General features: G+C 74.7%; 21 protein-coding genes. 8 read left to right on the top strand and 13 right to left on the bottom strand.

Annotation, left to right across the window (positions count from 1 at the left end):
• The first annotated feature begins 97 nt into the window (after positions 1–97).
• The 3 genes from AC0GKK_RS12170 to AC0GKK_RS12180 are packed head-to-tail and all read left to right on the top strand — an operon-like array spanning position 98 to position 2,278.
• On the top strand, positions 98–1,084 hold the full coding sequence (locus tag AC0GKK_RS12170; RefSeq protein WP_476653783.1) for a DUF808 domain-containing protein: 987 nt from the start codon (positions 98–100) through the stop codon (positions 1,082–1,084).
• Positions 1,085–1,098: 14 nt separating this feature from the next.
• Positions 1,099–1,566 carry a cupin domain-containing protein gene (locus AC0GKK_RS12175; RefSeq protein WP_405419603.1) on the top strand — a complete coding sequence of 156 codons (468 nt, stop codon included), beginning with the start codon at positions 1,099–1,101 and terminating at the stop codon, positions 1,564–1,566.
• Between the two features lie 7 nt (positions 1,567–1,573).
• Positions 1,574–2,278, top strand: coding sequence for a YwaF family protein (locus AC0GKK_RS12180; RefSeq protein WP_489883874.1), 705 nt, complete (start codon positions 1,574–1,576; stop codon positions 2,276–2,278).
• Here AC0GKK_RS12180 and AC0GKK_RS12185 read toward each other — a convergent pair.
• Complete coding sequence (locus tag AC0GKK_RS12185) at positions 2,235–3,173, bottom strand: LysR family transcriptional regulator (RefSeq protein ID WP_346101833.1); 939 nt, start codon at positions 3,171–3,173, stop codon at positions 2,235–2,237. The genes AC0GKK_RS12180 and AC0GKK_RS12185 overlap by 44 nt on opposite strands.
• Before the next feature lie 104 nt (positions 3,174–3,277).
• Here AC0GKK_RS12185 and AC0GKK_RS12190 point away from each other — a divergent pair, with 104 nt between their 5' ends.
• Positions 3,278–4,351: a tartrate dehydrogenase gene (locus AC0GKK_RS12190; protein ID WP_405419610.1), complete on the top strand. Its 1,074-nt coding sequence runs from the start codon at positions 3,278–3,280 to the stop codon at positions 4,349–4,351.
• 47 nt (positions 4,352–4,398) lie between these two features.
• Here AC0GKK_RS12190 and AC0GKK_RS12195 read toward each other — a convergent pair whose 3' ends face one another.
• Positions 4,399–4,815 (bottom strand): hypothetical protein, encoded by a 417-nt coding sequence (locus tag AC0GKK_RS12195; protein WP_489883875.1) that lies wholly within the window; start codon positions 4,813–4,815, stop codon positions 4,399–4,401.
• A gap of 38 nt (positions 4,816–4,853) precedes the next feature.
• On the opposite strand from AC0GKK_RS12195, the gene AC0GKK_RS12200 reads away from it, so the two are divergent.
• On the top strand, positions 4,854–5,744 hold the full coding sequence (locus AC0GKK_RS12200) for an alpha/beta fold hydrolase (protein ID WP_489883876.1): 891 nt from the start codon (positions 4,854–4,856) through the stop codon (positions 5,742–5,744).
• Positions 5,745–5,754: 10 nt separating this feature from the next.
• On the opposite strand, the gene AC0GKK_RS12205 is transcribed toward AC0GKK_RS12200, so the two are convergent.
• Complete coding sequence (locus tag AC0GKK_RS12205; RefSeq protein WP_482636425.1) at positions 5,755–7,476, bottom strand: sigma-54-dependent Fis family transcriptional regulator; 1,722 nt, start codon at positions 7,474–7,476, stop codon at positions 5,755–5,757.
• A 139-nt stretch (positions 7,477–7,615) separates the two neighbouring features.
• On the opposite strand from AC0GKK_RS12205, the gene AC0GKK_RS12210 reads away from it, so the two are divergent.
• Both AC0GKK_RS12210 and AC0GKK_RS12215 read left to right on the top strand, forming a co-directional pair.
• The gene (locus tag AC0GKK_RS12210) at positions 7,616–9,088 is read left to right on the top strand and encodes a flavin-containing monooxygenase (RefSeq protein ID WP_489883877.1); all 1,473 of its coding nucleotides are present in this window, start codon (positions 7,616–7,618) and stop codon (positions 9,086–9,088) included.
• A 34-nt stretch (positions 9,089–9,122) separates the two neighbouring features.
• Positions 9,123–9,932 carry an alpha/beta fold hydrolase gene (locus AC0GKK_RS12215; protein WP_073577504.1) on the top strand — a complete coding sequence of 270 codons (810 nt, stop codon included), beginning with the start codon at positions 9,123–9,125 and terminating at the stop codon, positions 9,930–9,932.
• Positions 9,933–9,971: 39 nt separating this feature from the next.
• On the opposite strand, the gene AC0GKK_RS12220 is transcribed toward AC0GKK_RS12215, so the two are convergent.
• The 8 genes from AC0GKK_RS12220 to AC0GKK_RS12255 form a co-directional block, all read right to left on the bottom strand.
• Complete coding sequence (locus AC0GKK_RS12220; protein ID WP_489883878.1) at positions 9,972–10,907, bottom strand: AraC-like ligand-binding domain-containing protein; 936 nt, start codon at positions 10,905–10,907, stop codon at positions 9,972–9,974.
• Between the two features lie 22 nt (positions 10,908–10,929).
• Complete coding sequence (locus AC0GKK_RS12225) at positions 10,930–11,337, bottom strand: CBS domain-containing protein (RefSeq protein WP_489883879.1); 408 nt, start codon at positions 11,335–11,337, stop codon at positions 10,930–10,932.
• Positions 11,338–11,396: 59 nt separating this feature from the next.
• Complete coding sequence (locus AC0GKK_RS12230) at positions 11,397–12,371, bottom strand: NAD(P)/FAD-dependent oxidoreductase (protein ID WP_489883880.1); 975 nt, start codon at positions 12,369–12,371, stop codon at positions 11,397–11,399.
• The gene (locus tag AC0GKK_RS12235) at positions 12,368–12,631 is read right to left on the bottom strand and encodes a ferredoxin family protein (RefSeq protein WP_489883881.1); all 264 of its coding nucleotides are present in this window, start codon (positions 12,629–12,631) and stop codon (positions 12,368–12,370) included. The genes AC0GKK_RS12230 and AC0GKK_RS12235 overlap by 4 nt, the downstream gene beginning before the upstream one ends.
• Positions 12,632–12,764: 133 nt before the next feature.
• Positions 12,765–14,924, bottom strand: coding sequence for a molybdopterin-containing oxidoreductase family protein (locus AC0GKK_RS12240; RefSeq protein ID WP_489883882.1), 2,160 nt, complete (start codon positions 14,922–14,924; stop codon positions 12,765–12,767).
• A 127-nt stretch (positions 14,925–15,051) separates the two neighbouring features.
• Positions 15,052–15,897, bottom strand: a complete 846-nt coding sequence (locus AC0GKK_RS12245; RefSeq protein ID WP_489883883.1) for a 3-hydroxybutyryl-CoA dehydrogenase — start codon at positions 15,895–15,897, stop codon at positions 15,052–15,054.
• Between the two features lie 113 nt (positions 15,898–16,010).
• A complete protein-coding gene (locus tag AC0GKK_RS12250) occupies positions 16,011–17,660 on the bottom strand; it encodes a lipopolysaccharide biosynthesis protein (RefSeq protein ID WP_489883884.1) in 1,650 nt (549 codons plus the stop codon).
• 234 nt (positions 17,661–17,894) lie between these two features.
• On the bottom strand, positions 17,895–19,088 hold the full coding sequence (locus AC0GKK_RS12255) for a hypothetical protein (protein ID WP_405419640.1): 1,194 nt from the start codon (positions 19,086–19,088) through the stop codon (positions 17,895–17,897).
• A gap of 178 nt (positions 19,089–19,266) precedes the next feature.
• Between AC0GKK_RS12255 and AC0GKK_RS12260 the strand changes: the two genes are divergently transcribed.
• Positions 19,267–20,496, top strand: coding sequence for an amidohydrolase (locus AC0GKK_RS12260; RefSeq protein ID WP_489883885.1), 1,230 nt, complete (start codon positions 19,267–19,269; stop codon positions 20,494–20,496).
• A gap of 6 nt (positions 20,497–20,502) precedes the next feature.
• Here AC0GKK_RS12260 and AC0GKK_RS12265 read toward each other — a convergent pair whose 3' ends face one another.
• Together AC0GKK_RS12265 and AC0GKK_RS12270 are read right to left on the bottom strand one after the other, a co-directional pair.
• A complete protein-coding gene (locus tag AC0GKK_RS12265) occupies positions 20,503–21,402 on the bottom strand; it encodes a serine hydrolase (protein WP_405419645.1) in 900 nt (299 codons plus the stop codon).
• Positions 21,399–22,268, bottom strand: coding sequence for a LysR family transcriptional regulator (locus AC0GKK_RS12270; RefSeq protein WP_062399970.1), 870 nt, complete (start codon positions 22,266–22,268; stop codon positions 21,399–21,401). Before AC0GKK_RS12270 ends, AC0GKK_RS12265 begins: the two co-directional genes overlap by 4 nt.
• Positions 22,269–22,347: the final 79 nt, after the last annotated feature.

Consider the following 22,347-nt stretch of genomic DNA (forward strand, 5'->3'; position numbering starts at 1 on the left):
AGCCCCGCGATCGGGCGGGTTCGGTCCCGTTCGTCCCGCTCTCCCCGTAGGCTCCGCGCGTGCGCACGGATTCGGCCATGCAACGGACGGTGACCCGGTGAGCGGACTGTTCGCCCTGCTCGACGACGTCGCGGCGCTGGTGCGCCTGACGACGGCCTCCCTCGACGACGTCGCCGGCGCGGCCGGGCGCGCGGGGGCCAAGGCCGCGGGTGTGGTCGTCGACGACGCCGCGGTCACCCCCCGCTACGTGCAGGGGCTCAAGCCCGAACGCGAACTGTCGATCATCTGGCGGATCGCCAGGGGCTCGCTGATCAACAAGATCGTGTTCATCCTGCCGGTCGCGCTGATCCTCTCCCAGTTCGCGCCGTGGCTGCTGACACCGATCCTGATGGTCGGCGGCTGCTACCTGGCCTACGAGGGCGCGGAGAAGCTCTGGGAGTACTTCTCCGGGCACTCCGAGCATCCCGAGGAGCGCGACGAGAAGGCCGCCACCGACCCGGCCGAACACGAGCGGACCGTCGTCTCCGGCGCCGTGCGCACCGACTTCATCCTCTCGGCCGAGATCATGGTCATCGCGCTGAACGAGGTGGCGGCCGAGGGCATCGTGTCCCGGGCGATCATCCTGGCCGTCGTCGCCGTCGCGATCACCGCGCTCGTCTACGGCGCGGTCGCGCTCATCGTGAAGATGGACGACGCCGGCCTGGCCCTGGCGAAGCGCGGCTCCGGCCCCGTCGCGTCGTTCGGGCGCGGGCTGGTGAAGGCCATGCCGATCGTGCTGACGACGCTGTCGGTCGTCGGCGTCGCGGCGATGCTGTGGGTCGGCGGGCACATCCTGCTCGTCGGGATGGATGAGCTGGGCTTCTCCCCGATCTACGACCTGGTGCACCATCTGGAGGTGGCCGTCGCCGACGCGACCGGTGCGCTGGGCGGGTTCCTGGGCTGGCTCACCAACACCGTCGGCTCGGCGATCCTCGGGGTCGTGGTCGGCGCGGTGATCGTCGCCGTGGCGCACCTGGTGCCGAAGCGGAAGAAGAAGAACGACACCGACGACGACGCCGAGGCCGCCGGGACCGCCGGCGCCTGAGCCGGGAGGCCGCCGTGAGCCGCATCGAGATGCCGTCCGGCGAGACGATCGACGTGCTGCACAGCGGCGCCCCGGCCTTCGAGTTCGAGGCCGTCGTACCGCCCGGGGTGGCCGGTCCCCCGCCGCACCGGCACCGGGGCGCCACCGAGTCGTTCACCGTGCTCGAGGGCGTCCTGCGGGTACGGGCCGGGGGCTGGACGAGCCTGCTGCACCCCGGCGACGGGATCGTGGTGCCGCCAGGCGTCACACACTCGTTCGGCAACGGGGGCGACGGCCCGGTGCGCGTGCGCACCGTCGAGACCCCCGCCGGGCCCCTGGAGGAGCAGTTCCGGATCCTGGCGACGGCCGGGCGACTGCCGCCGCTGCGCCGCCTCGCGCGACTCAACGTCGCCCACGACCTGGACTTCTCCCTCGCCGGGATCCCCGACGCGGTGCAGCGCCCGCTGTGGCGGTTGCTCGCGGCGCTGCCCGGTCCGTCATGATCGGGCGATGGGAGACACCGGCGTCTTCGTGCCCTACGGCGCGACCCACTGGGCCGCGCTGACCGTCGGGGTCCTCGGCGCCGTCGCGCTGGTGGCCCTGGGACGACGGCTGCGCGGCACCCCCGCCGAGCCGGGCGTCTCGCGGGCGTTCGCCGTCGTGGTCGTCGTGCTGCTGGTGCCGCTGCAGCTGCGGCTGCTGACCCCGCAGACCTTCGACGTGCACATCTCGCTGCCGCTGCAGCTGTCGGACCTGTCGTGGATCACCGCCGCGGTCGCCCTGTGGACACGGCGCTGGTGGGCGTGCGCACCGCTGTACTACTGGGGTCTCACGCTGACCCCGCAGGCGCTGCTCACCCCGGCCACCGACTCCCCCGACTTCCCGCACGTCGCGTTCCTGCACTTCTGGGCGCTGCACCTGCTGGTGACGTGGGCCGCGGTGTACCTGACCTGGGGCGCCGGGGTGCGGCCGACCTGGCGCGGGATGGCCGTGACGCTGGCGGCCACGATCGCCTGGGCGGCGGTGGTGCTGCCGTTCAACCTGGCCGCGGGCACCAACTACGGCTTCCTCGCCCACAAGCCGACCAACGCCTCCGCCCTGGACCTGCTGGGCCCGTGGCCGGTCTACCTGGTCGTCGAGCTCGTGCTGGTCGCGGTGGGGTGGGCGGCGATCACGTGGCCGTGGACGCGGCGGCGGGAACGGGAGCCGGCCTGACCGGCAGCCGCTCCGCCAGCCCGTCGACGAGGTGGTCGAGCACCGCGCGGACCCGCCGTGGCGGGTCCGCCCCGTGCACCGCCAGCAGGTCCGCCGACGGCGTCGGGATGTCCGCCAGCACCTGCACCAGCTCCCCCGACGCGAGCAGCGGCGCGACCTGCCACAGCGAGCGCATCACCAGCCCGCGGCCGGCCCGGCACCACGCCGTCGCGACCTCGCCGTCGTTGCAGGTCATCGCGCCCGTCACGCGGACCCCGGCGGCGTCGGCGTCGGTCCCGAAACGCCAGTGGGCGTAGGCGGTGTCGTTCTCCCGGATCACGATGCAGTCGTGTCCTGCCAGGTCGGCGGGGGTGCGCGGGGCGCCGCGGCGGCCCAGGTACGACGGCGCCGCGCACACCACGCGCCGGTTGCGGTGCAGAACCCGGGCGTGCAGCCGCGAGTCGGGCAGCGGTCCGACGCGCACCGCGAAGTCGTAGCCGGACCCGCCGACGGCGACCGGCAGGTGTGACAGTTCCAGGTCGATGCGCAGATCCGGGTTGGCCGCCTCGAACGTGCCGAGCAGCGGCGCGACGTGCGCCCGGCCGAACCCCATCGACGAGTGCACCGCGATCCGCCCGTGCAGCCCCGAGCGACGCCGGCCGATCTCGTCCTCCAGGTCGTCGATCCGGCCCAGCACGTCGCGGGCGCCCTCGGCGTAGCGGCGGCCCTCGTCGGTCAGGGTGAGACGTCGGGTGGACCGGTTGACCAGGCGGACGCCCAGACGTCGTTCCAGGCGGGCGAGGCGCTTGCTGACCGCCGACACCGACACACCCCACTGGCGCGCCACCTCGGTCAGCGTGCCCGCGGCGGCGACCCCGGCGAAGAAGCGCAGGTCGTCGAACTCGGGCAGCTCCACACCCACTCCTTTCCCCTACGGAAAGACTGTCCGGTCCGGACGACGGTTCACCGCGTCCGGTTCGCCGATCAGGATAGAAGCAACCGAGTCGAGGAGGACACGACATGACCGCGCACCGCATCGCCGTCATCCCGGGCGACGGGATCGGCAAGGAGGTCGTCCCGGAGGGCGTCCGCGTGCTGACCGCGGCCGCGGAGCGGTTCGGGATCGGGCTGGAGTTCACCGAGTTCGGCTTCGCGAGCGCCGACCACTGGCTCGAGCACGGCACGATGCTGCCCGGGGACTGGTTCGAGCAGCTGCGCGGCTTCGACGCGTTGTTCTTCGGCGCCGTGGGGTGGCCGGAGGTGCTGCCCGACCACGTGTCGCTGTGGGGCAGCCTGCTGCAGTTCCGCCGCCGCTTCGACCAGTACGTCAACCTGCGCCCGGCCCGGCTGCTGCCCGGCGTCGCCGCCCCGCTCGCCGGCCGCTCTCCCGGCGACATCGACATGCTGATCGTCCGGGAGAACACCGAGGGCGAGTACTCGTCGGTGGGCGGGCGGATGTTCTCCGGCACCGACCGCGAGATCGTGATCCAGGAGACCGTCATGACGCGCACCGGCGTCGACCGGATCCTGCGCTACGCCTTCGAGCTCGCGCGGCGGCACCCGAACCGGCACCTGACCTCGGCGACGAAGTCCAACGGCATCGCGATCACCATGCCGTACTGGGACGAGCGGGTCGCGGCGATGGCGGCGCAGTACCCCGACGTCGACGTCGACTCCTCCCACATCGACATCCTGGCGGCGCGGTTCGTGATGAGCCCGGAGCGCTTCGACGTCGTGGTCGCCAGCAACCTGTTCGGCGACATCCTGTCCGACCTCGGGCCGGCCTGCACCGGGACGATCGGCATCGCGCCGAGCGCGAACATCAACCCGGAGCGGGAGTTCCCGAGCCTGTTCGAGCCGGTGCACGGGTCCGCACCGGACATCGCCGGGAAGGGCGTCGCGAACCCGGTCGGCCAGATCTGGTGCGGGTCGATGATGCTGGAGCACCTCGGCGAGCACGAGGCCGCGGCGGCCGTGCTGGCCGCGGTCGAGGACGTCGTCGGGCGGGGCGGCGCGACCGTCACCCCGGACCTGGGCGGCACCGCGACGACCGCCGAGCTGGGCGCGGCGATCGCCGAGGTCGTGCGGGGATGAGCCCGTCCCGACCCGGCCGGCGCGCCCCGGCGGCAGGGCGTCGCGGCTCAGCCCGCGAGGAGCGCGACCAGGCGACGGGCCGCGTCGGGCGGCAGCCTGCGACGGCCGCGCAGGTGCCGGAACACCGGCGCGAGCACCGGGTCGGCCAGCAGCTCGGCCCGCGGCACCGGCCGTCCGACCGGCACGACGACGCCCGCCGCGTGCCGTCCCCCGGGGTGCGGCTCGGCGGGACCAGTGGACGCGAACAGCGCCGTCACGCCGCCGCCCGGCCCGGTGCGGTAGACCGCGGCCCGGTCGCCCGGCGCGGTCCCCGCCAGGCAGCAGGGCTCCGGGGGCGGGTCGGCGACCTCGTCGGCGTCCCAGAGCAGGACGGTGTCCGGCAGCGCGGCGCCGGGTCGCACGGGGTCGGTCGGCTCGGGGTCGGTCGGTACGGGGTCGGTCGGCACGGGGCTCGGCAGCGGCATGCCGCCCGTCCTACCCCAGCCCACGGGGGTCCGGCACGATGAGCCCGCGGACCCTGCTGCCCGCCCCGTTCACCGCCCGCACGGTCGACGCGGCGGGGACGGCGGTGCACACCGTGACCGGCGGATCCGGGCCGCCGCTGCTGCTCCTGCACGGCTACCCGCAGACCCACGCGATCTGGCACCGGGTCGCGCCGTTGCTCGCCGACCGGTTCACCGTCGTCGCGACCGACCTGCGCGGCTACGGCGACAGCGCCAAGCCGCCCCCGGGTCCGGACGACGCCGCCTACGCCAAGCGTGCCATGGCCGCCGACCAGCTCGCCGTCATGCGGGAGGTGGGGTTCGACCGGTTCGCCGTCGCCGGGCACGACCGCGGCGGCCGGGTCGCGCACCGGCTGGCCCTCGACGCACCGGACGCGGTGTCGGCGCTGGCGGTGCTCGACATCGTCCCGACCCGGCACGCGTTCGACACCGCCGACGCCGGCTTCGGGCTGGGCTACTGGCACTGGTTCTTCCTCACCGCCCCGGCCGGGATCCCGGAGCGGCTCATCGGGGGCGACCCGGAGTTCTGGATCACCGCCCGGATGCGGTCGCGCCACCACGGCGGCACCCCGTTCGACGACCGCGCCGTCGCCGAGTACGTCCGCTGCTTCGCCGACCCGGCCGCGATCGCCGCGTCGTGCGCCGACTACCGCGCCGCGGCCGGGATCGACCGCGTCCACGACGGCGTGGACGCCGGCCGACGGGTGACCGCGCCGCTGCTGGCGCTGTGGGGCACGCACTCCTTCGTCGGGCGGTCCTACGACGTCCCCGCGGTGTGGGCCGGCTACGCCACGGACGTGCACGGGACGGCCCTGGACGCCGACCACTACCTGCCCGAGGAGCGCCCCGAGGAGGTGGCGCGGGAGCTGACCGCGTTCCTGACGGGGTGATGCGGCCCGCTCAGTCCGTGATCCGGTACTGCGCGATCTTCCGGTAGAGCGTCGACCGGGCCACCCCCAGCGCCGCGGCCGCGGCGGCCCGGTTCCCGTCGGTGTCGCGCAGCGCGGCGACGATCGCATCCCGCTCGGCGCGGTCCACCGCCCGCAACGTCCCGGACGGCGCGCTCTGGCAGGACTCGGGCAGGTCGGTCGCCTCGACCACGCCCACCGGCCGCCGGCCCAGGGCCGCGGTCAGCGCGTCGCGCAGCTCGGTCACGTTCCCCGGCCACGGATGCCTGCTCACCGTCCGCAGCGCCCCGGCGGACAGCCGCACGTCGCGACCGGGGGCGAGCTCGGCGAGCAGCGCGGCGACCAGACCGGGGAGGTCGCCGGGGCGGCCGCGCAGCGGCGGGACCGGCACCGACACCCGGAACCGGGCCAGCACGGCGTCGCGGACGGGGTCGGGGACGGCGGTGTCCGCGCGGGTGCCGGCCGTCGGCAGACCCCCGCGCGCGACGGCGGGCGGCATCCCGGCGTCGCGCCGGTCGAGGTCGCGCAGCAGCACCAGCGCCCGCCGCCCGGCCCGCCGGACGCGGTCCTCGAGATCGGCGCCGTCGTCGTCCGGGCCGACCTCGACGACCGGGCCGGGCCAGGAGTCCGTGACCAGCCGCGCCCGGCCGGAGCCGGGCTCGCCGGTGACCAGCAGCGGTTCCCCCGCCCCCAGCGCCCGGGCGACGGCGGCCCGCGCCGCCCGCCAGGCCGGGCTCACCCCGCCGGCGTCGGACCGCGGGGTCGCCGCGACCGGTCCGGCGGGGCCGCCGCCGTCGGGCTCGCGCAGCAGCGTCACCACCGCCACCAGGCCGGCGACCGACCCGCCGACCGGGACGACCGCGCCGCGCAGCCGCGCCCGCGTCCCCGACGGCAGGTCCACCCGGTCGTCGACGCCGGGGCCGCGGAGCAGCAGGAACCGGGCGTGGTCGGTGAGCGCGGCGTGGTCGCCCGCGTCCAGCAGGGTCTGCATCGCGGTGTTCGCCAGCACCGTGCGGCGCCCGACGGCGAGCACCGCCCGCCGGGTGCGGGACTCGGTGCGGGCGTAGGCGTCGAACAGGGCCTGCTGGGCGGGGTCGCGGTCGTGGAGCAGGGCGTCGGAGATGCGCGCGGCCGCGGAGCGCACCAGCGACAGCAGCAGCGGCGAGGAGTGCTCGGCGCGGCAGGACAGGTCGAGTACCGCCTCGATCCGCCCGGTCGCCGGGTCGCGCACCGGGGCGCCGGCACAGGCGTAGTCGTGGAGCTGCTCGACGAAGTGCTCGGCGCCGACGATGTGCACCGGCCGGCCGGACTCCAGCACGGTCCCGACCCCGTTGGTGCCCACCGCGCCCTCGGCGTAGCCGAACCCGGCGGCGAACGCGTTGACGTCCGCGGACCGGGCGATCACCGCGTCGGTGTCCAGCCGCACCAGCAGCCGGGCCCGGTGGTCGGTGAGCGCGACGCACACCCCGATCCCGGCGACCTGCTCGACCAGCTGCTCCATCACCGGGCGCGCGCAGCGGACCAGCCGGGAACCGGTGTCGAGGTCGGGGTGGAACCGGTTCACGATCATCGCCGGGTCCACCCCGCCCGCGATGCTGCGCCGCCACGACGCGACGACGTGGCCGGGCACGCCGGGCAACGCGACGTCGGGCCGGTCGAGCAGCTCGGCCCGCGCGGACACGAGCTCGCGGCGGCGTGCGAGCAGATCCCCCATCGACGCACCTCTCTGTGCTCGTCCTCACATGATGCGTCACCGGTCAACACCCGCCGGTGTCCGAAGTTCGGACACCCGAGGAACCGACCGATCGTCCTAGCGTCGGGAGACCGTCGTCACACCCACACCCGGAGGACCCATGGCCGCCACGACCACCGAGCACGTCGACGTCCTGATCGTCGGGGCCGGGGTGTCCGGCATCGGCGCCGCGCACCGGCTGCGGGAGGAGTTCCCGGAGCGGAGCTTCGTGCTGCTGGAGGCCCAGGACGCCCCCGGTGGGACCTGGTGGACGCACCGCTTCCCCGGTGCCCGCTCGGACAGCGACCTGTTCACCTACGGCTACCGGCACAAGCCGTGGAAGGGACCGTCGATCGCAGCGGGCGGGGAGATCCTGTCCTACCTCCGCGAGGTCATCGACGAGGACGACCTCGCCGGGCACATCCGCTACCACCACCGCGTCGCCGCGCTGAGCTGGTCCTCGGAGGAGAACCTCTGGACCGCGGACGTCACGCGCACCGAGACCGGCGAGACCCTGCGGATGACCGCGTCGTTCCTGTGGATGTGCCAGGGCTACTACAACCACGACGAGCCCTACACCCCGGAGTGGCCGGGCACCGAGCGCTTCGCCGGGACGGTCGTGCACCCGCAGTCCTGGCCGTCGGACCTCGACGTCACGGGGAAGAAGGTGCTGGTCATCGGATCCGGCGCGACCGCGGCGACGGTCGTCCCGGCGACGGCCGCGACCGCCGAGCACGTGACGATGCTGCAGCGCTCGCCGTCGTACTGGTTCCCGGCGCCGACCGTGCACGAGCTCGCGACGATGCTGGAGCCGCTCGACCTGCCCGGCGAGTGGACCCACGAGATCCTGCGCCGCACCTACGTCCAGCAGCTCGACTGGCTGGCGACCACCGGCCGCGACGACCCGGACGCGCTGCACGAGTTCCTGGTCGAGTCCATCCGGCCGCTGCTGCCCGAGGGCACCGACGTCGAGAAGCACTTCGTCCCCCGCTACCGGCCGTGGCAGCAGCGCATCGCGTTCGTGCCCGACGGCGACTTCTTCGCCGCGATGCGCGAGGGGAAGGCCTCGGTCCTCACCGACACCATCTCCGAGTTCACCGAGAAGGGCGTGCAGGTCTCCTCCGGCGAGGTGATCGAGGCCGACGTCGTCGTCACCGCGACGGGCTTCGACCTGGCGGTGTTCGGCGACATCCCCTTCACCGTCGACGGCGAGCCGGTCGACTTCACCCGGCACGTCACCTGGCGCGGTCTGATGATCAGCGACATCCCGAACATGGCCTACGCCTTCGGGTACTTCCGGCACAGCTGGACGCTGCGGATCGACCTGGTCAACGACCTGATCGGCCGCATCCTGGCGCGCATGGACGAGCGGGGGGACCGGGTCGTCGTGCCCACGCTGCGGGCCCAGGACGCCGACATGCCACGGCTGCCGTGGGTCTCGGAGGACAACTTCAACCCCGGCTACATCGGACGCTCCCAGCACCGCATGTTCGGGCAGGGCGACCGCGAGCCCTGGACCCACATGCACGAGCACGACGTCGACCGGGTCGAGCTGCCGAAGGCCGACCTCGACGACGGCCTGCAGTACCGCTGACCCCGACCGACCGCACACCCCGAGGAGAACCACCGTGCCCCGCATCCCCGTGTCCACCGGCGTCGAGCTGAACTACGAGACCGCAGGCGACGGCGACCCCCTGCTCATGATCATGGGTACGTCCGGCGCGATCCCGCTGTGGGGCGAGCTCGCGCACCGGCTGGCCCAGACCCATCGGGTCATCACCGTCGACAACCGGGGGCTGGGCGGCAGCGACCGCGGCTCCGGGCCGATCACGGTCGGCTCGATGGCCGCCGACACGTCCGCGCTGCTCGACGCCCTGGAGATCCCGCGCGCGCACCTGCTCGGCTGGTCGCTGGGCTCGGCCGTCGCACAGGAGATGGCGCTGGCCCGCCCCGAGCAGGTCGCCTCGCAGGTCCTCTACGGCACCTGGGGCCGCACCGACGGCTTCCAGCGCGCAGTGCTCACCGCGCTGCGCCTGCCCTACGTGCACCGTGACATGGAGTCCGCACTGGCCGCGTCGGGGCTCGCGTTCTCCCCACAGGCCCTCGACGACCCGAACGTGGGCGCCCTGCTGGAGGCGCTGCTGCCGGCGTTCCCGCAGGACGAGGCGCAGATGCAGGTGACCGTCGAGCAGTGGGACGCCGACCTCGTGCACGACACCCTCGACCGGCTGGACGCGATCACGGCACCGACGCTGGTCGTGGTCGGCGAGCAGGACCTGCTGACCCCGCACTGGCAGTCCCGCGCGGTGGCCGAGCGCATCCCGGGCGCCCGGTTCGAGCTGGTCACCGGGCCGGGGTCCAGCCACTGCATGCACCTGGAGCGGCCCGAGGACCTGACGAAGCTGGTCACCGGGTTCCTCGGCGAACAGCGGATCTGAACGGAGCGGCCGGGCGGACCCTCCCCGCCCGGCCGGCCATCAGGACTCGCGGTGCGCCTTGGGGGACCGCCCGAACCGGTTCCGGAAGGCCCGGCTGAACGCCGCCGGGTCCGGCATGCCCCATCGCGCGCCGATCGCGCCTACCCCGACGTGGGCGGACTCCGGCCGGCGCAGGTCGGTCCACGCGCCCTGCAGGCGTTCCTCGCGGATGGCCCCGGCCACCGTGGTGCCCTCCTCGGCGAACAGCTTGTGCAGGTAGCTCACCGAGATCGCGCAGGCGGCGGCGACACCCGCGGGGTCGAGGTCACGGTCGGCGATGTGCTCGCGGATGTGCCCGCGGGCCCGCGCGACGTGCAGGTTCTCCGGCGCGGACGCGGGCACGGTGCTGCGGACCAGCGCGACGAACACGTCCCCGATGGTCCGTGCGACGGCCTCCTGCGCGGCCACGGGGACGTCGTCGCCGATCGCCCGGTCCAGCGAGGACAGCAGCGGCGGCAGCATCGCGCCGACGCCGCGACGGCCGTCGAGGGCGACCGCGGTGGCCTCGGCCATCTCCGCCCGGGACAGCGGCAGCGCGCTCTTGGGATGCAGGCAGACCTGGTACTCGAAGCTGTCGGTGGTGACGAAGGTGAACGGCCTGCTGCTGTCGTAGATCACGAACTCGCCGGGGCCGATCACCGCCTCCCGCCCGTCCTGTGCGACGAGTGTGCGGCCACGGCGGGCCAGCGCGATCTGCAGATAGTCCTCGTCTGCGGCGCGAACCTGGCCTACCGTCCTGTCGAAGCGGTGTGGAAACGAGGAAATCCGCCGCAGATACGTGCCGGACACCGACGAGGCGGTGACCCGTCCGGAGACCAACCCGGTGGTGGACGGTGTCACGTCCAGCGCGACGAACTGGTCGCACACCGTCGCGCGCCAGAAGTCCAGCCGGTCGGTCTCGGCCACGGTGGTGGTGTCGATCGTGACCAATGCCATACCCGAGCATCGCACGTGGACGTCACGGACGTGTTGCTCCGATGTGAGGAGATCGTCGCGCGGCCCGCTCGGCCGCCCGGGCCCGCACCCCCTCGACCGTACAGAAGCCGGCCCCGGACCGCTTGAGGCAGAGCAGACCGAGCAACCGGCCGTGCCCGTCGACGACGGCGAGCCGCCTGCGCCCCTCGGCCCGCATCCGGTCGCGCGTCGCGGTCGCCGGCGCGGTGGGGGCGACGGTGTGCCCGGCCAGCGTGCCGAGCCAGCGGACCGGCGCCGCGGCGGGACGGCCGGCGAGGTCGCCGCGCTCCACCACAGCCAGCAGCACACCCCGGTCGACGACGAGCAGCGCGTGCACGTGGTCGTCGCGGAACACCTCCCGGGCCTGGTGCACCGTGGTGGTGCGCCCGCACGTGCGGGGGTGTCCGATCATCGCCGCGCCGGTGCTGCCGGGGGCCCGCCCCACCCCGGACCGATCGGGCGCCGCGCCGGTCATGCCGCGTCGCTCGAGTGTCCGGGCACCACCGGGAGGTCGGGCCGCACCAGCGGAACGAGGTTGTTGACCGCCAGCGCGGCCTCGCCGAAACCGACCGAGATCAGCCGGACCTTGCCCTCGAAGTCGGTGATGTCCCCGGCCGCGAACACCCGGGGCAGCGTCGTGCGCATCGACCGGTCGACGGCGATGTGCCGGCGGCTCATCCCGATCCCCCAGCTCGACAGCGCCGCGAGGTCGGCCTTGAACCCCAGCGCGGCGACGATCTCGTCGACCCGCAGGGTCTCGACGCCGTCCGGGCCGGACACGTCGACCTCGGAGACGCGGCCGTCGCCGCGGACGTCGTGCACCTCGTAGGGGGTCAGGATCCGCACCGACGAGGCGCGCAGCTCGGTCACGCTGCGCTCGTGCGCGCGGAAGGCGTCCCGGCGGTGCACCAGGGTCACCGAGGCGGCCAGCGGCTCCAGGCACAGCGCCCAGTCCACCGCGGAGTCCCCGCCGCCGACGATCAGCACGTCCGTGCCCGTCAGATCGGCCGGGCGCGGCACCGCGTAGCGCAGCCCGCGCCCGACGAACTCGCCGCCCGCGGGCAGCGGGCGCGGGGTGAACCGGCCCATGCCGCCGGTGACCAGCAGCGCACCCGCCCGGACCCGCACGCCGCGGTCGGTGGTGACGGCGACGCCGTCGTCGAACTGCTCCAGCTCCACGGCGTCGTGCCCGAGCAGGTAGGTCGGCTCGGCCAGGGCTGCCTGCTCGACCAGGGAGTCGACCAGGTCCTGCGCCCGGACCCGGGGGAAGCCCGCGACGTCGAACACCGGCTTCTCCGGGTAGAGCACCGACATCTGCCCGCCCAGCTGGTCGAGCGCGTCGACGACGACCACGGACAGCCCGCGGAAGCCCGCGTAGTACGTGGCGTAGAGCCCGGTCGGCCCGGCGCCGACGACGACCAGGTCGGCGGTGAGCTCGCCGCTCATCGTGGCCTCCGCTGCGCGACGATCGGGTGGTCGCCGTCGGCGGGATCGGCGTCCTCGCCGCCGCCGGAGAAGCCCTGCTCGCGCACGAACAGCGCGTTGGCCTCGACGACGTCCTGGTGCTCCGGGGGCATCCTGTGCTCCCAGTGGATGGCCTCACTGGGGCACGCGGGCATGCACTTGCCGCAGTCGACGCACTCGTCGGGGTGGATGTACATCATCCGCTCGCCGGGGTAGATGCAGTCGACCGGACACTCCTCCATGCAGGAGCGGTCCTGGATGTCGATGCAGGCCTCGGTGACGACGTAGGCTACGAGTCTTTCCTCCGATGTGGACGGTCGGGGTGGGGCACGGCCCGGCCGGGCCGAGAAGGGCAATCCGGCCGGGCCGTGCGGCTCAGGCGGTCTCGACCTCGACGAGCGTGTCGGAGAACGTGGGCGCGTTGCCCAGGTCGCCGAACACGGTCGGGTTGACCGCGGCCAGGGTGGTGCCGGCCTTGGAGTTCTTGCGCCAGCCGCCCATCGGGCTCACCACGACCCCGCGGGACACGGTGTCCTGCAGGGACGCGACGACGGTGAACTCGCCCCGGTCGTTGAACACCCGCACCGGCGCCCCCTCGGCGATGCCGCGGGCGGCGGCGTCGTCCGGGTGGATGATCAGGGTGTGCTCGTTCGCGACGCGGCGGTGGAACTCGTGGCTGCCGAAGCTCGAGTTCAGGAACGCGTGCGACTTGGGCGTGAGCAGGTTGAGCGGGTAGCGGGCGGCGAGCTCGGGGTCCGCGGCGGCGGACTCGCGCGGCGGGATGTAGTGCGGCAGCGGGTCGACCGGCTGGCCGGGCTGGTGGTCGTTGGAGCCCTGCCGGAACAGCGGGACGACGAAGTTGCCGCCCGCCGCGGCGGCGGAGACGAACTCGGCCTTGCCCGACGGCGTCGGGAAGTTCCCCTCGGCGTGCGGGGCGTAGGCCTCCGGCGGGGCCACGTTGAGCCGCTGCCAGCCCTGCTCCTTCAGCGACTCGACGGTGATCCCCTCCATGTGCGGGTGGGACCAGTCGAACGCCTCGGCGATCATCTCGGAGTCGGTGCGCCGGAAGACCGGGTCGTCGAAGCCCATCGCGGCAGCGAGCCTGCGGAACATCTCGGTGTTCGGGACGGCCTCGCCCAGCGGCTCGATGGACCGGTGGTTGTAGGTCACGAAGAGGTGACCCCAGGAGAACATGATGTCGTCCTGCTCGAGCTGCGTCGTGGCCGGCAGGACGATGTCGGCGTACTCCGCGGTGTCGGTCATGAACTGCTCCGACACGACGGTGAACAGGTCTTCGCTCTCCAGACCCGTGATCAGCCGGTCCTGGTCGGGCGTGGTGACGACCGGGTTCGAGTTGTAGACCATCAGGCCCTTGATCGGCGGGCCGGCGGGCAGGTCACCGGCGAGCGCGGCACCGAGCCGGTACTGGTTGATGACCCGGGTGCCGGGGGTGAGCATCTCCGGGTGCATGAAGGCTCCCCAGTTGACGGGGAACGCCCACAGCGGCAGCTGCAGGATTCCGCCGCCGGGCCTGCGCCAGGCGCCGACGAGGCCGGGCAGACAGGACAGGGCGCGCACGGTCTGGCCGCCGCCGGCGTGCCGCTCGACGGCGACGCCGATCCGGATCACCGACGGCTGCGCACCGGCGTACTCGCGGGCGAGCACCCGGATGGTCTCGGCGGGCACGCCGGTCTCGGTCTCGGCCCACTCGGGGGTGTAGCGGGAGACGCGCTCGGCGAACTCGTCGTAGCCGACGGTGTGGTTCGCGATGTAGTCGTCGTCGGTGAGGCCCTCGGCGATGATCACGTGCGCCATGGCCAGGGCGAGTGCGCCGTCGGTGCCGGGGCGGATCGGGATGTGCTGGTCGGCGGCGGCCGCGGTGCGGGTGCGGACCGGGTCGACGACCACGACCTTGGCGCCGTTCTTCCTCGCCTTCGCGATGTAGGGCCAGAGGTGCAGGTTGGTGCTCATGATGTTGCAGGCCCACACCAGGATGAACGTGGAGTGCACGAGGCTCTCCGGGTCCACCCCGGCGGTGTCGCCGATGGTCATGGCGTAGGCGGTGCAGGAGCCGGAGTCGCAGTAGGTGCGCTCGGCGACGGTGGCGCCCAGCTTCGCGAAGAAGGGGTCACCGACGTTGAGGCCGTTCAGGATGCCCTGGGTGCCCAGGTAGCTGACCGGCATGATCGCCTCGGGGCCGTGCTCGGCGGCGATGGCCCTGAAGCGGGTGGCGATCTCGGTGACGGCGTCGTCCCAGGTGATCCGCTCGAAGCGGCCGCTGCCCTTGGGCCCGGTCCGGCGCATCGGGAACAGCACACGGCCCGGGTCGTACACGCGGTCGAGGTAGTTGTTGACCTTCACGCAGAGGCCGCCGTTGGTGTACGGGTGGTCCGGGTCGCCGACGACCGAGGTCGCCGTCCCCGAGCCGTCGACGGTCACCAGCATCGCGCAGGTGTCCGGGCAGTCCTGGGGACAGGCGGCCTTGACCACCTTCTCGGTCAGCGGCGTGGCCGGGGCCTCGTGCGTCGCGGTCATGGGTGCTCCTCGCCTCGTGGTGGGATGGCGTCACCCACGAGACTGGTCGCCCGCCGCGCGCCGGTCTTGGCACCGGGAGCACTGACGTTGTCCCGGGGAGCACAATCGCGCCCCCCGGGACGCCCGGTCAGGCGTAGGTGTGGAAGCCCCGCCCGGTCTTCTTGCCGAGCAGGCCGGCGTCGACCATGCGGGCCAGCAGCGGCGGCGGCGCGTACAGCGGCTCCTTGAACTCCGCGTACATCGACTCCGCGACGGCCTGCACGGTGTCCAGGCCGATCAGGTCGGACAGCGCGAGCGGGCCCTGCGGGTGCGCACAGCCGCGGACCAGTCCCTCGTCGATGTCCTCGGCGGTGGCGAAGCCGGACTCCATCATCCGGATCGCCGACAGCAGGAACGGCACCAGCAGCGCGTTGACGACGAAGCCGGCGCGGTCCTGGCAGTCGATCGCCTTCTTGCCCAGACCGTCGGAGACGAAGCTCCGCGCCCGGGCCAGGGTGTCCTCGGAGGTCATCAGGCTCGGGACGAGCTCGACCAGCGACAGCACCGGCACCGGGTTGAAGAAGTGGATGCCGACGACCTGCTCGGGACGCTTCGTCGCCACCGCCAGCTTCATGATCGGGATGGACGACGTGTTCGACGCCAGCACCGCGCCGGTGTCGGTGACGAGCCGGTCCAGCTCCCGGAAGACACCGGTCTTGAGCGCCTCGTCCTCGGCGATCGCCTCGACGACGAGCTCCCGGTCGGCCAGCGCGTCCAGCCCCTCGACGACCTCGAGGCGGGCCAGAACCTCCTCGGCGGAGTCGATCCGGCCGCGCTTCTCCGCCCGGGCCAGCGACGACTCCAGGCGGGCCCGGCCCGCCTGCACCGCGGCGGCGGAGGTCTCGACGACCCGCACCCCGTACCCGGCCCGTGCCGCGACCTCCGCGATCCCGGATCCCATCTGACCGCAGCCGACGACGCCTACGCGCTCCATGAGCACCTCAGTTCCCTCTGCGCGTCCCGGGATCTCCGGGACGCGGTCGAACCGTCGAGACTTCCGTCGGCGGGGGGCGGGGCACAACCCGGCGCGACGACGGGTGCCCGGCCTCACTCCGCCGGCGCGGCCGGTGCGGCGGCGGCGTACGCGTGCCGCGGTCCCGGACGCCGTCCTGCTCCGGCGTAGGCCGCCGGCTCAGCGACGGTCGGCCGGGTTCCCCACGGGGCGGGGCGCGTCCCCGCGACCGACGGCGGGCAGCTGCACGGTGGCGTCGTCGGGGAGGCGGTGATGGCCCCGGGCGCCGCCGGACCGGCGTCGGACGCGGAGACGGCCGGGGCGGGGCGGTCCGGCCTCGGCCCGCGCGGCGCGCCGCCCCCGCGCAGGCTCCGCACCACCGACAGCTCGGCGGCGAAGCGGGCGCGCAGCACGACCAGCGTGCCGACCGACGCGACCCCGCCGGCCAGGGCCGCGGCGGCCAGGGTCACCAGGTCGATCCCGAGCGGGCGGACCAGCACCGCCACGCCCCAGGTCGCGGCCACGGTCAGCACCAGCGCCGGGACGTGCTTGACGTACATCCGCAGCACCGCCCCCATCAGGCCGGGCGAGACGCGTGCGGAGAACTGCAGCATCACCAGGAAGTGGACGACGATCGCCAGCGACGCCCCGGCCGCGACGCCGACCAGGCCCCACAGCAGCCCGCCGGTCACGGTGAGCACGACGACGTAGCCGGCGTAGAGCCACTGCCGCCAGGCCGCCCGGTAGACGGCGCCGGTGGCCCGGGTCAGCGAGGTGCTGATCTTGTACGAGGTGCGCGGCAGCAGGACCAGCGCGAACAGCTGCACCAGCGGCACGACGGCGTCCCACTGCGCCCCGAGCAGCACCCGGACGACCTCGGGGGCGAGCACGCAGAGCAGCACCGCGGCCGGCGCGGTGACCAGCGCGACCAGGCTCGCGCTGCGCACGTAGGCGGCGCGCAGGCGGGGGCCGTCGTCGCGGACCCGGGCCATCGCCGGGAACAGTGCCTTGTCGGCGGCGCCGCCGATGATGTTCGCGGGTTCGGAGAGCAGGTTGTAGGCGCGGCCGTAGACACCGAGCGGACCGGTGCCCAGCGCGTTGGCGACGACGAGCTTGTCGGCGTTGAGCGCGAACCAGTTGCCGAGCTGGGCGATGGAGAACCCGGCGCCGTAGCCGAGCAGCGGCCGCAGCCGGCCCCAGCTCGCGGTGGGCCCCTCGGGGCGGAACCGCGGCCGGGTCAGCGCGAGGTAGCCCGCGCACTTGGCGACGGCGGCGGCGATCTCGCCGAACGCGAGCGCGGAGGCGCCGAACCCGGCTGCGGCCAGGACGACGCTGACCCCGATCAGCGCGGGGCCCGCCGCGAGCAGGTCGACCGTCGCCATCGAACGGAACCGCAGGTCGCGCTGGAGCAGGCCGAGCGGGGTCGCCGAGGCCCCCGCGAACAGCAGCGCGATCGACAGCAGCGGCAGCAGCGCGGAGTCGGCCGGGAGCCCGACGAGCGGGCTGATCACCGGCGAGCCGAGGGCCAGCACCGCGGCGAACGCCGCCGCGACCAGCACCGAGAACCAGAACGCCGCCGTCACGTCGCGGTCGTCGAGGTCCTCGCGGTGCACCAGGGAGGCGGCGACGCCGAGCTGGGTGACCAGCTGGGTCAGCCCGACGATCAGCAGCGCGGCCGCGGCCGCACCGAACTCCTCCGGGGTGAGCAGCCGGGCCAGCGCGACGGTGGCGCCGATCTGCAGCACCGCCTGTCCGACGGTGCCGGTGAACGCCCACGCGAACCCGCGCGCGGTCCGCGCGGTCAGCGACGACCCGGACGACCCCGACGGACCCGCCGCACCCGGCGGGCCGGGGGCCGGTGCGGGCTCCGGGGCACGGGCCGCAGCGGCCGGGTCGGGTCCTCGGGCAGGTCGCCACCGGGTCCGGTCACGCGGGTCCTCCGGTCGTCGGGGCGGGTCGGCGCGTCGGGGGACGCGCCGTCAGTGCCGCTTCCCGCGGAGTGCGGGATGCAACCGCCCGACGGTACCGAGGGCGCTGAACCAGGCGAGCTGGGTGGCCCCGCTGTGCGCGGCCTCGCCCCGGCGCGGCTCGGCGAGCAGCCGGGCGCGGCGCATCCCGGAGATCGCCGGGTGGAACACCGAGTTGCCGACACCACGGGTCAGGACCAGGTCGGGCAGCCCCTCCACCGACGCCCGGTAGGCAGGCGGCACGCCACGCAGGCTCCAGCAGTCCGACCACGCCGGCGGCTCGCCCGGGTACTCGAGGACGAACTCCAGGTCGAGGACCTTGAGCCCGGCCCGCTCGTCCCACACGAGGTTGTGCGGGGACAGGTCGAGCACGAAGCGGCCGCGCTCGTGCAGGTCGCGGCAGAACCGCAGCAGCGTCCGCACGACCTCAGGGCGCAGCTGGGCAAGCTCGCCGGGCAGCCGGCGCACGACGTGCCGGCCGGTGTCGCCGTAGAACGGGGTGAGCAGCCAGTTCGGGCCGTGCTCGAGCAGCTCCGGGACCTCGGGAAGGTCGCCGAGGTCGAGGCGGGCCCGCAGCTCGCGGTCGTAGGCCTCGTGCGCCCCGGGCCGGAACACCTTGCACACCGACGGCCCGTGCACCGGGTGGTGGACCAGCGCGACGCGGGCACGGAACCCGGGCGAGGTGCCGCCGAGCATCCGCACGACCGGGAAGGGCATCGCGCACCGGCGGCCGAGGTCCTCGACCGGTCCGGCGATGCGGTGCAGGATCCCCGGGTCGCCGAGCGCGTCGAGCAGGGCGAGGGCGTGCTCCGGCGACGACGACGCCTGCACCGGCAGGTAGTGCTCGCGCGGCGGGACGCGGCGCAGGACACGCTTGTCGGTGTAGTCCAGGACGGCGGCGACCCGGTCGGCGACCGCCCGCACGCCCGACGTCCCGACCGGGGCGACGACGTCGCAGGCCACGATCAGGGCGTACGGCGCACCGGACGGGACCGGGCGCGACGCCGGCGCGGGCAGTGTGCCGCGGACCCGGGCGACCTGCGCGTCGTCCAGGACGACGACGTCGAGGATCTCCAGCCCGCGGGCGACACCGGCGACGGCCTCGTCGAGCAGGGGCGCGGCCGCCGATCGCACGACGAACACGGCCAGACCGCGCCAGCGGTCGGCCGCGGCAGGTGCGCCGCGCCGTGTCTCCTCGAGGGTCACCGGCTCGTCCCGAAAGGTTGCGCCATGAGCGAATGATAGGGCCCCCTTGAACAAGGGGTTAACTCGACCGGTCCCGTGGTTGTCCCTGGGATGGCGGATTCACCGGTCCGTGTGACGGCATCGGAGGGACCTCGTCCGGCCCAGCCACCTCTGGCACCTGCCGCCTAGGTTCACTCGGGTGAGCAGCGCCGAACTCGCCGACCTGTACCGCGACCTGCACCGTCACCCGGAGCTGTCCTTCGCCGAGACCCGCACCGCGGGCATCGCCGCGGCCCGGTTGCGCGACGCCGGCTACGACGTCGCCGAGGGGGTCGGACGCACCGGTGTCGTCGGGGTCCTCCACAACGGCGACGGCCCGACCGCGCTGCTGCGGGCCGACATGGACGCGCTGCCGGTCGCCGAGGACACCGGCCTGGACTACGCCAGCACCGCCCGCGCCGTCGGCCGCGACGGGGAGGAGACCGCCGTCGCCCACGCCTGCGGGCACGACATGCACGTCACCTGTCTGGTGGGCGCCGCCGCCGAGCTGGCCGCCGCCCGCGACAGCTGGCGGGGCACGCTGCTGGTGGTGTTCCAGCCCGCCGAGGAGTTCGGCGCCGGCGCCGACGCGATGCTCGACGACGGTCTGTTCGCCCGCTTCGGCACCCCCGACGTCGTGCTGGGCCAGCACGTCGCGCCGCTGCCCGCGGGGCTGCTGGCCCTCGCCGCCGGCCCGGCGTTCGCGGGCAGCGACACCGTGCGGGTGACCCTGCACGGCTCGGGCGGGCACGGCTCGCGCCCGGAGACGACGGTCGACCCGGTGCTGCTCGCCGCCGCGACGGTGCTGCGCCTGCACACCGTCGTGCCGCGGGAGGTGGCCGCGACCGAGACCGCCGTGCTCAGCGTCGGCATGCTGCGGGCGGGCACGAAGGAGAACGTCATCCCCGACTCCGCCGAGCTGGGCCTGACCGTGCGGTCCTACACCCCGGGCGTCCGGGACCGGGTGCTCGCCGGGATCGAGCGCACCGTGCGCGGCGAGGCCGCGGCCTCCGGGGCGCCGAGCGACCCCGAGATCCGGCTGCTGGAGTCCTTCCCGCCGGTCGTCAACGACGCCGACGCCGCCGAGCGCACCCGGGCCGCGCTGGCCGCGGTCACCCCGCTCCCGGTCGTCGACCCGGGGCCGGTCACCGGCAGCGAGGACGTGGGCCGGTTCGCCGTCGCCGCCGGGGTGCCGTGCGTGTACTGGCTGCTCGGCGGGGCCGACCCGGCCGCGTTCGAGGGCGCGGGCACCGTCGCGGAGATCCGGGAGCGGACCGCGTCGCTGCCGTCGAACCACTCCCCCCGCTACGCGCCGGTGGTCGAGCCGACGCTGTCGGTCGGCGTCGCGGCGCTGGTCGCGGCGGCGCGGGAGTGGCTGCCGGTCGGCTGACCGGGGTCAGAGGGCGGGGGCGCGCAGCGCGTGCACCGCGACCCGCGCGGCGGCCCCGATCGCCGCGTCAGCCCGCGGGACGGCGGCATCGCTGCGCGCGGCGTGGGTGTAGACGGCGACGGCGACCGGGTGCTCCCCGGGGTAGGTCACCACGCCGACGTCGTTGCGCACGGCGCCGACGGTGCCGGTCTTGCCCGCCACCCGCGCGGCCGCGGGGAACCCGGCACGCAGCCGGTGCGGCCAGATCTGGGCGCCGAGCACGCGGCGGGCGAAGGCGGTGGACCCGTCCGAGGCGAGCTCGCCGCGCCAGAGCATCCCGAGCAGCGCGGTGGTGTCCGCCGCCGTGGTGGAGGAGCCGTAGACCGGGCTGAGCGCGCGGGTCTCGACGGGGACGTCGTTGTCGGCGAGCACCCCGAAGGCCGCGGCGACGTCGTCGGTGCCGGTGTCGGCGAGCAGGTCGGCGAACACGTCGTCGGTGCCGCCCCGGATCCGCGTGCCGCCCAGGCCCAGCTCGGCGGGCAGCGCGGCCACCCGATCGCGCCCCACCCGGGTGTGGACGACGTCGGCCGCGGCGTTGTCCGAGGCCGTCACCATCGAGGTGACCAGGTCCCGCCAGCTCATCGTCACCGGGTCGGCGAGCGCGGAGATCCCGGTGATCCCGGGTGTGCGCCGCACCGGGACGACGACGGGCTCACGTGGGTCGATCGTGCCGGCGTCGACCGCCCGGCAGTACGCGACCAGCACGAACACCTTGTAGACCGACGCCATCACGACCGGCACGTGCGCGCCGACGCCGACCTCGCGCGCCGTCGGGCGGGTCCCGTCGCCGGTGACCGGGCGGGCGTGCAGCCAGCCGCGCACCCCGGCGTCGCGGAACACCGCGCGGACCTCGGCGGCCGGGGTCACGCGCCCTCCCGCAGCGCGTCGGCGAGCGCCCCGACCAGGCCGTCCGGGACGCCGTCGCGGTGCACCACCCGGACCCGGTAGGGCACCGGTTCCCCCGCCACCGGCCTGCGGACCACACCGTCGCCGGCGAGGCCGGGGTCGGCGGTGAGGAGGAACGCGGCGCCGGTCGCGACCAGCGCCAGCGCCTCCGCCGGGGACGCCGCGTCGGCCGGGCCGGCCGGGCACCCGCGGGCGTCGAGGGTGTCGAGCAGCAGGTCGTGGGCGGCCGGGGCGTGCGCCCGCGGCGCCGTGGCCGGCGCCGTCCCGCGCAGGGTGCGCAGCACCACCGGCCCCGGCCCGGCCGCAGCGGGGTGGCCTGCGGACAGCAGGACCTCGGTCGGCAGCGCGACGACCGGCCCGGCCCGCGCCGACTCCAGCACCGTCGGGTGCGCGACGACGGCGACGTCCACCGTCCCGTCCGACACCGCGTCGACCAGCGCGACGGTGGTCGCCACGGTCGGCGCGACCCGCAGGCCGGTCGCGGCGGCGGCGCGGACCGCCAGCCGGGCGGTGGCGGCCGGGCCGAGGTCGGCGACGACGCCGAGCCGCAGCACCCGGGCCGCCTCCGCGTGCCGGGCGGCGGCGCGGCCGAGCGCCGCGGCGTCCTCGATCAGGGCACGGGCGCGGGGCAGCAGGTCGCGACCGGCCGCCGTCGGGGAGACGCCGCCGGGTCCGCGGTCGAACAGCGGGGTGCCGAGCCGGGCTTCCAGCCGTCGCAGGCCCTGGGACAGCGGCGGCTGCGTCATCCCGAGCCGGGCGGCGGCCCGCCCGAAGTGCCGCTCCTCGGCGACGGCGACGAAGAACGTCAGGTGCCGCAGCAGGTCCACCGGCCTCGCCCCATATCGAACGGCTATCACACGCGAAGCACGATTGTATTCGCGCTATCGGTGCGGATGCGACACGGTG

It is taken from the genome of Pseudonocardia sp. P-1 (assembly GCF_058111925.1).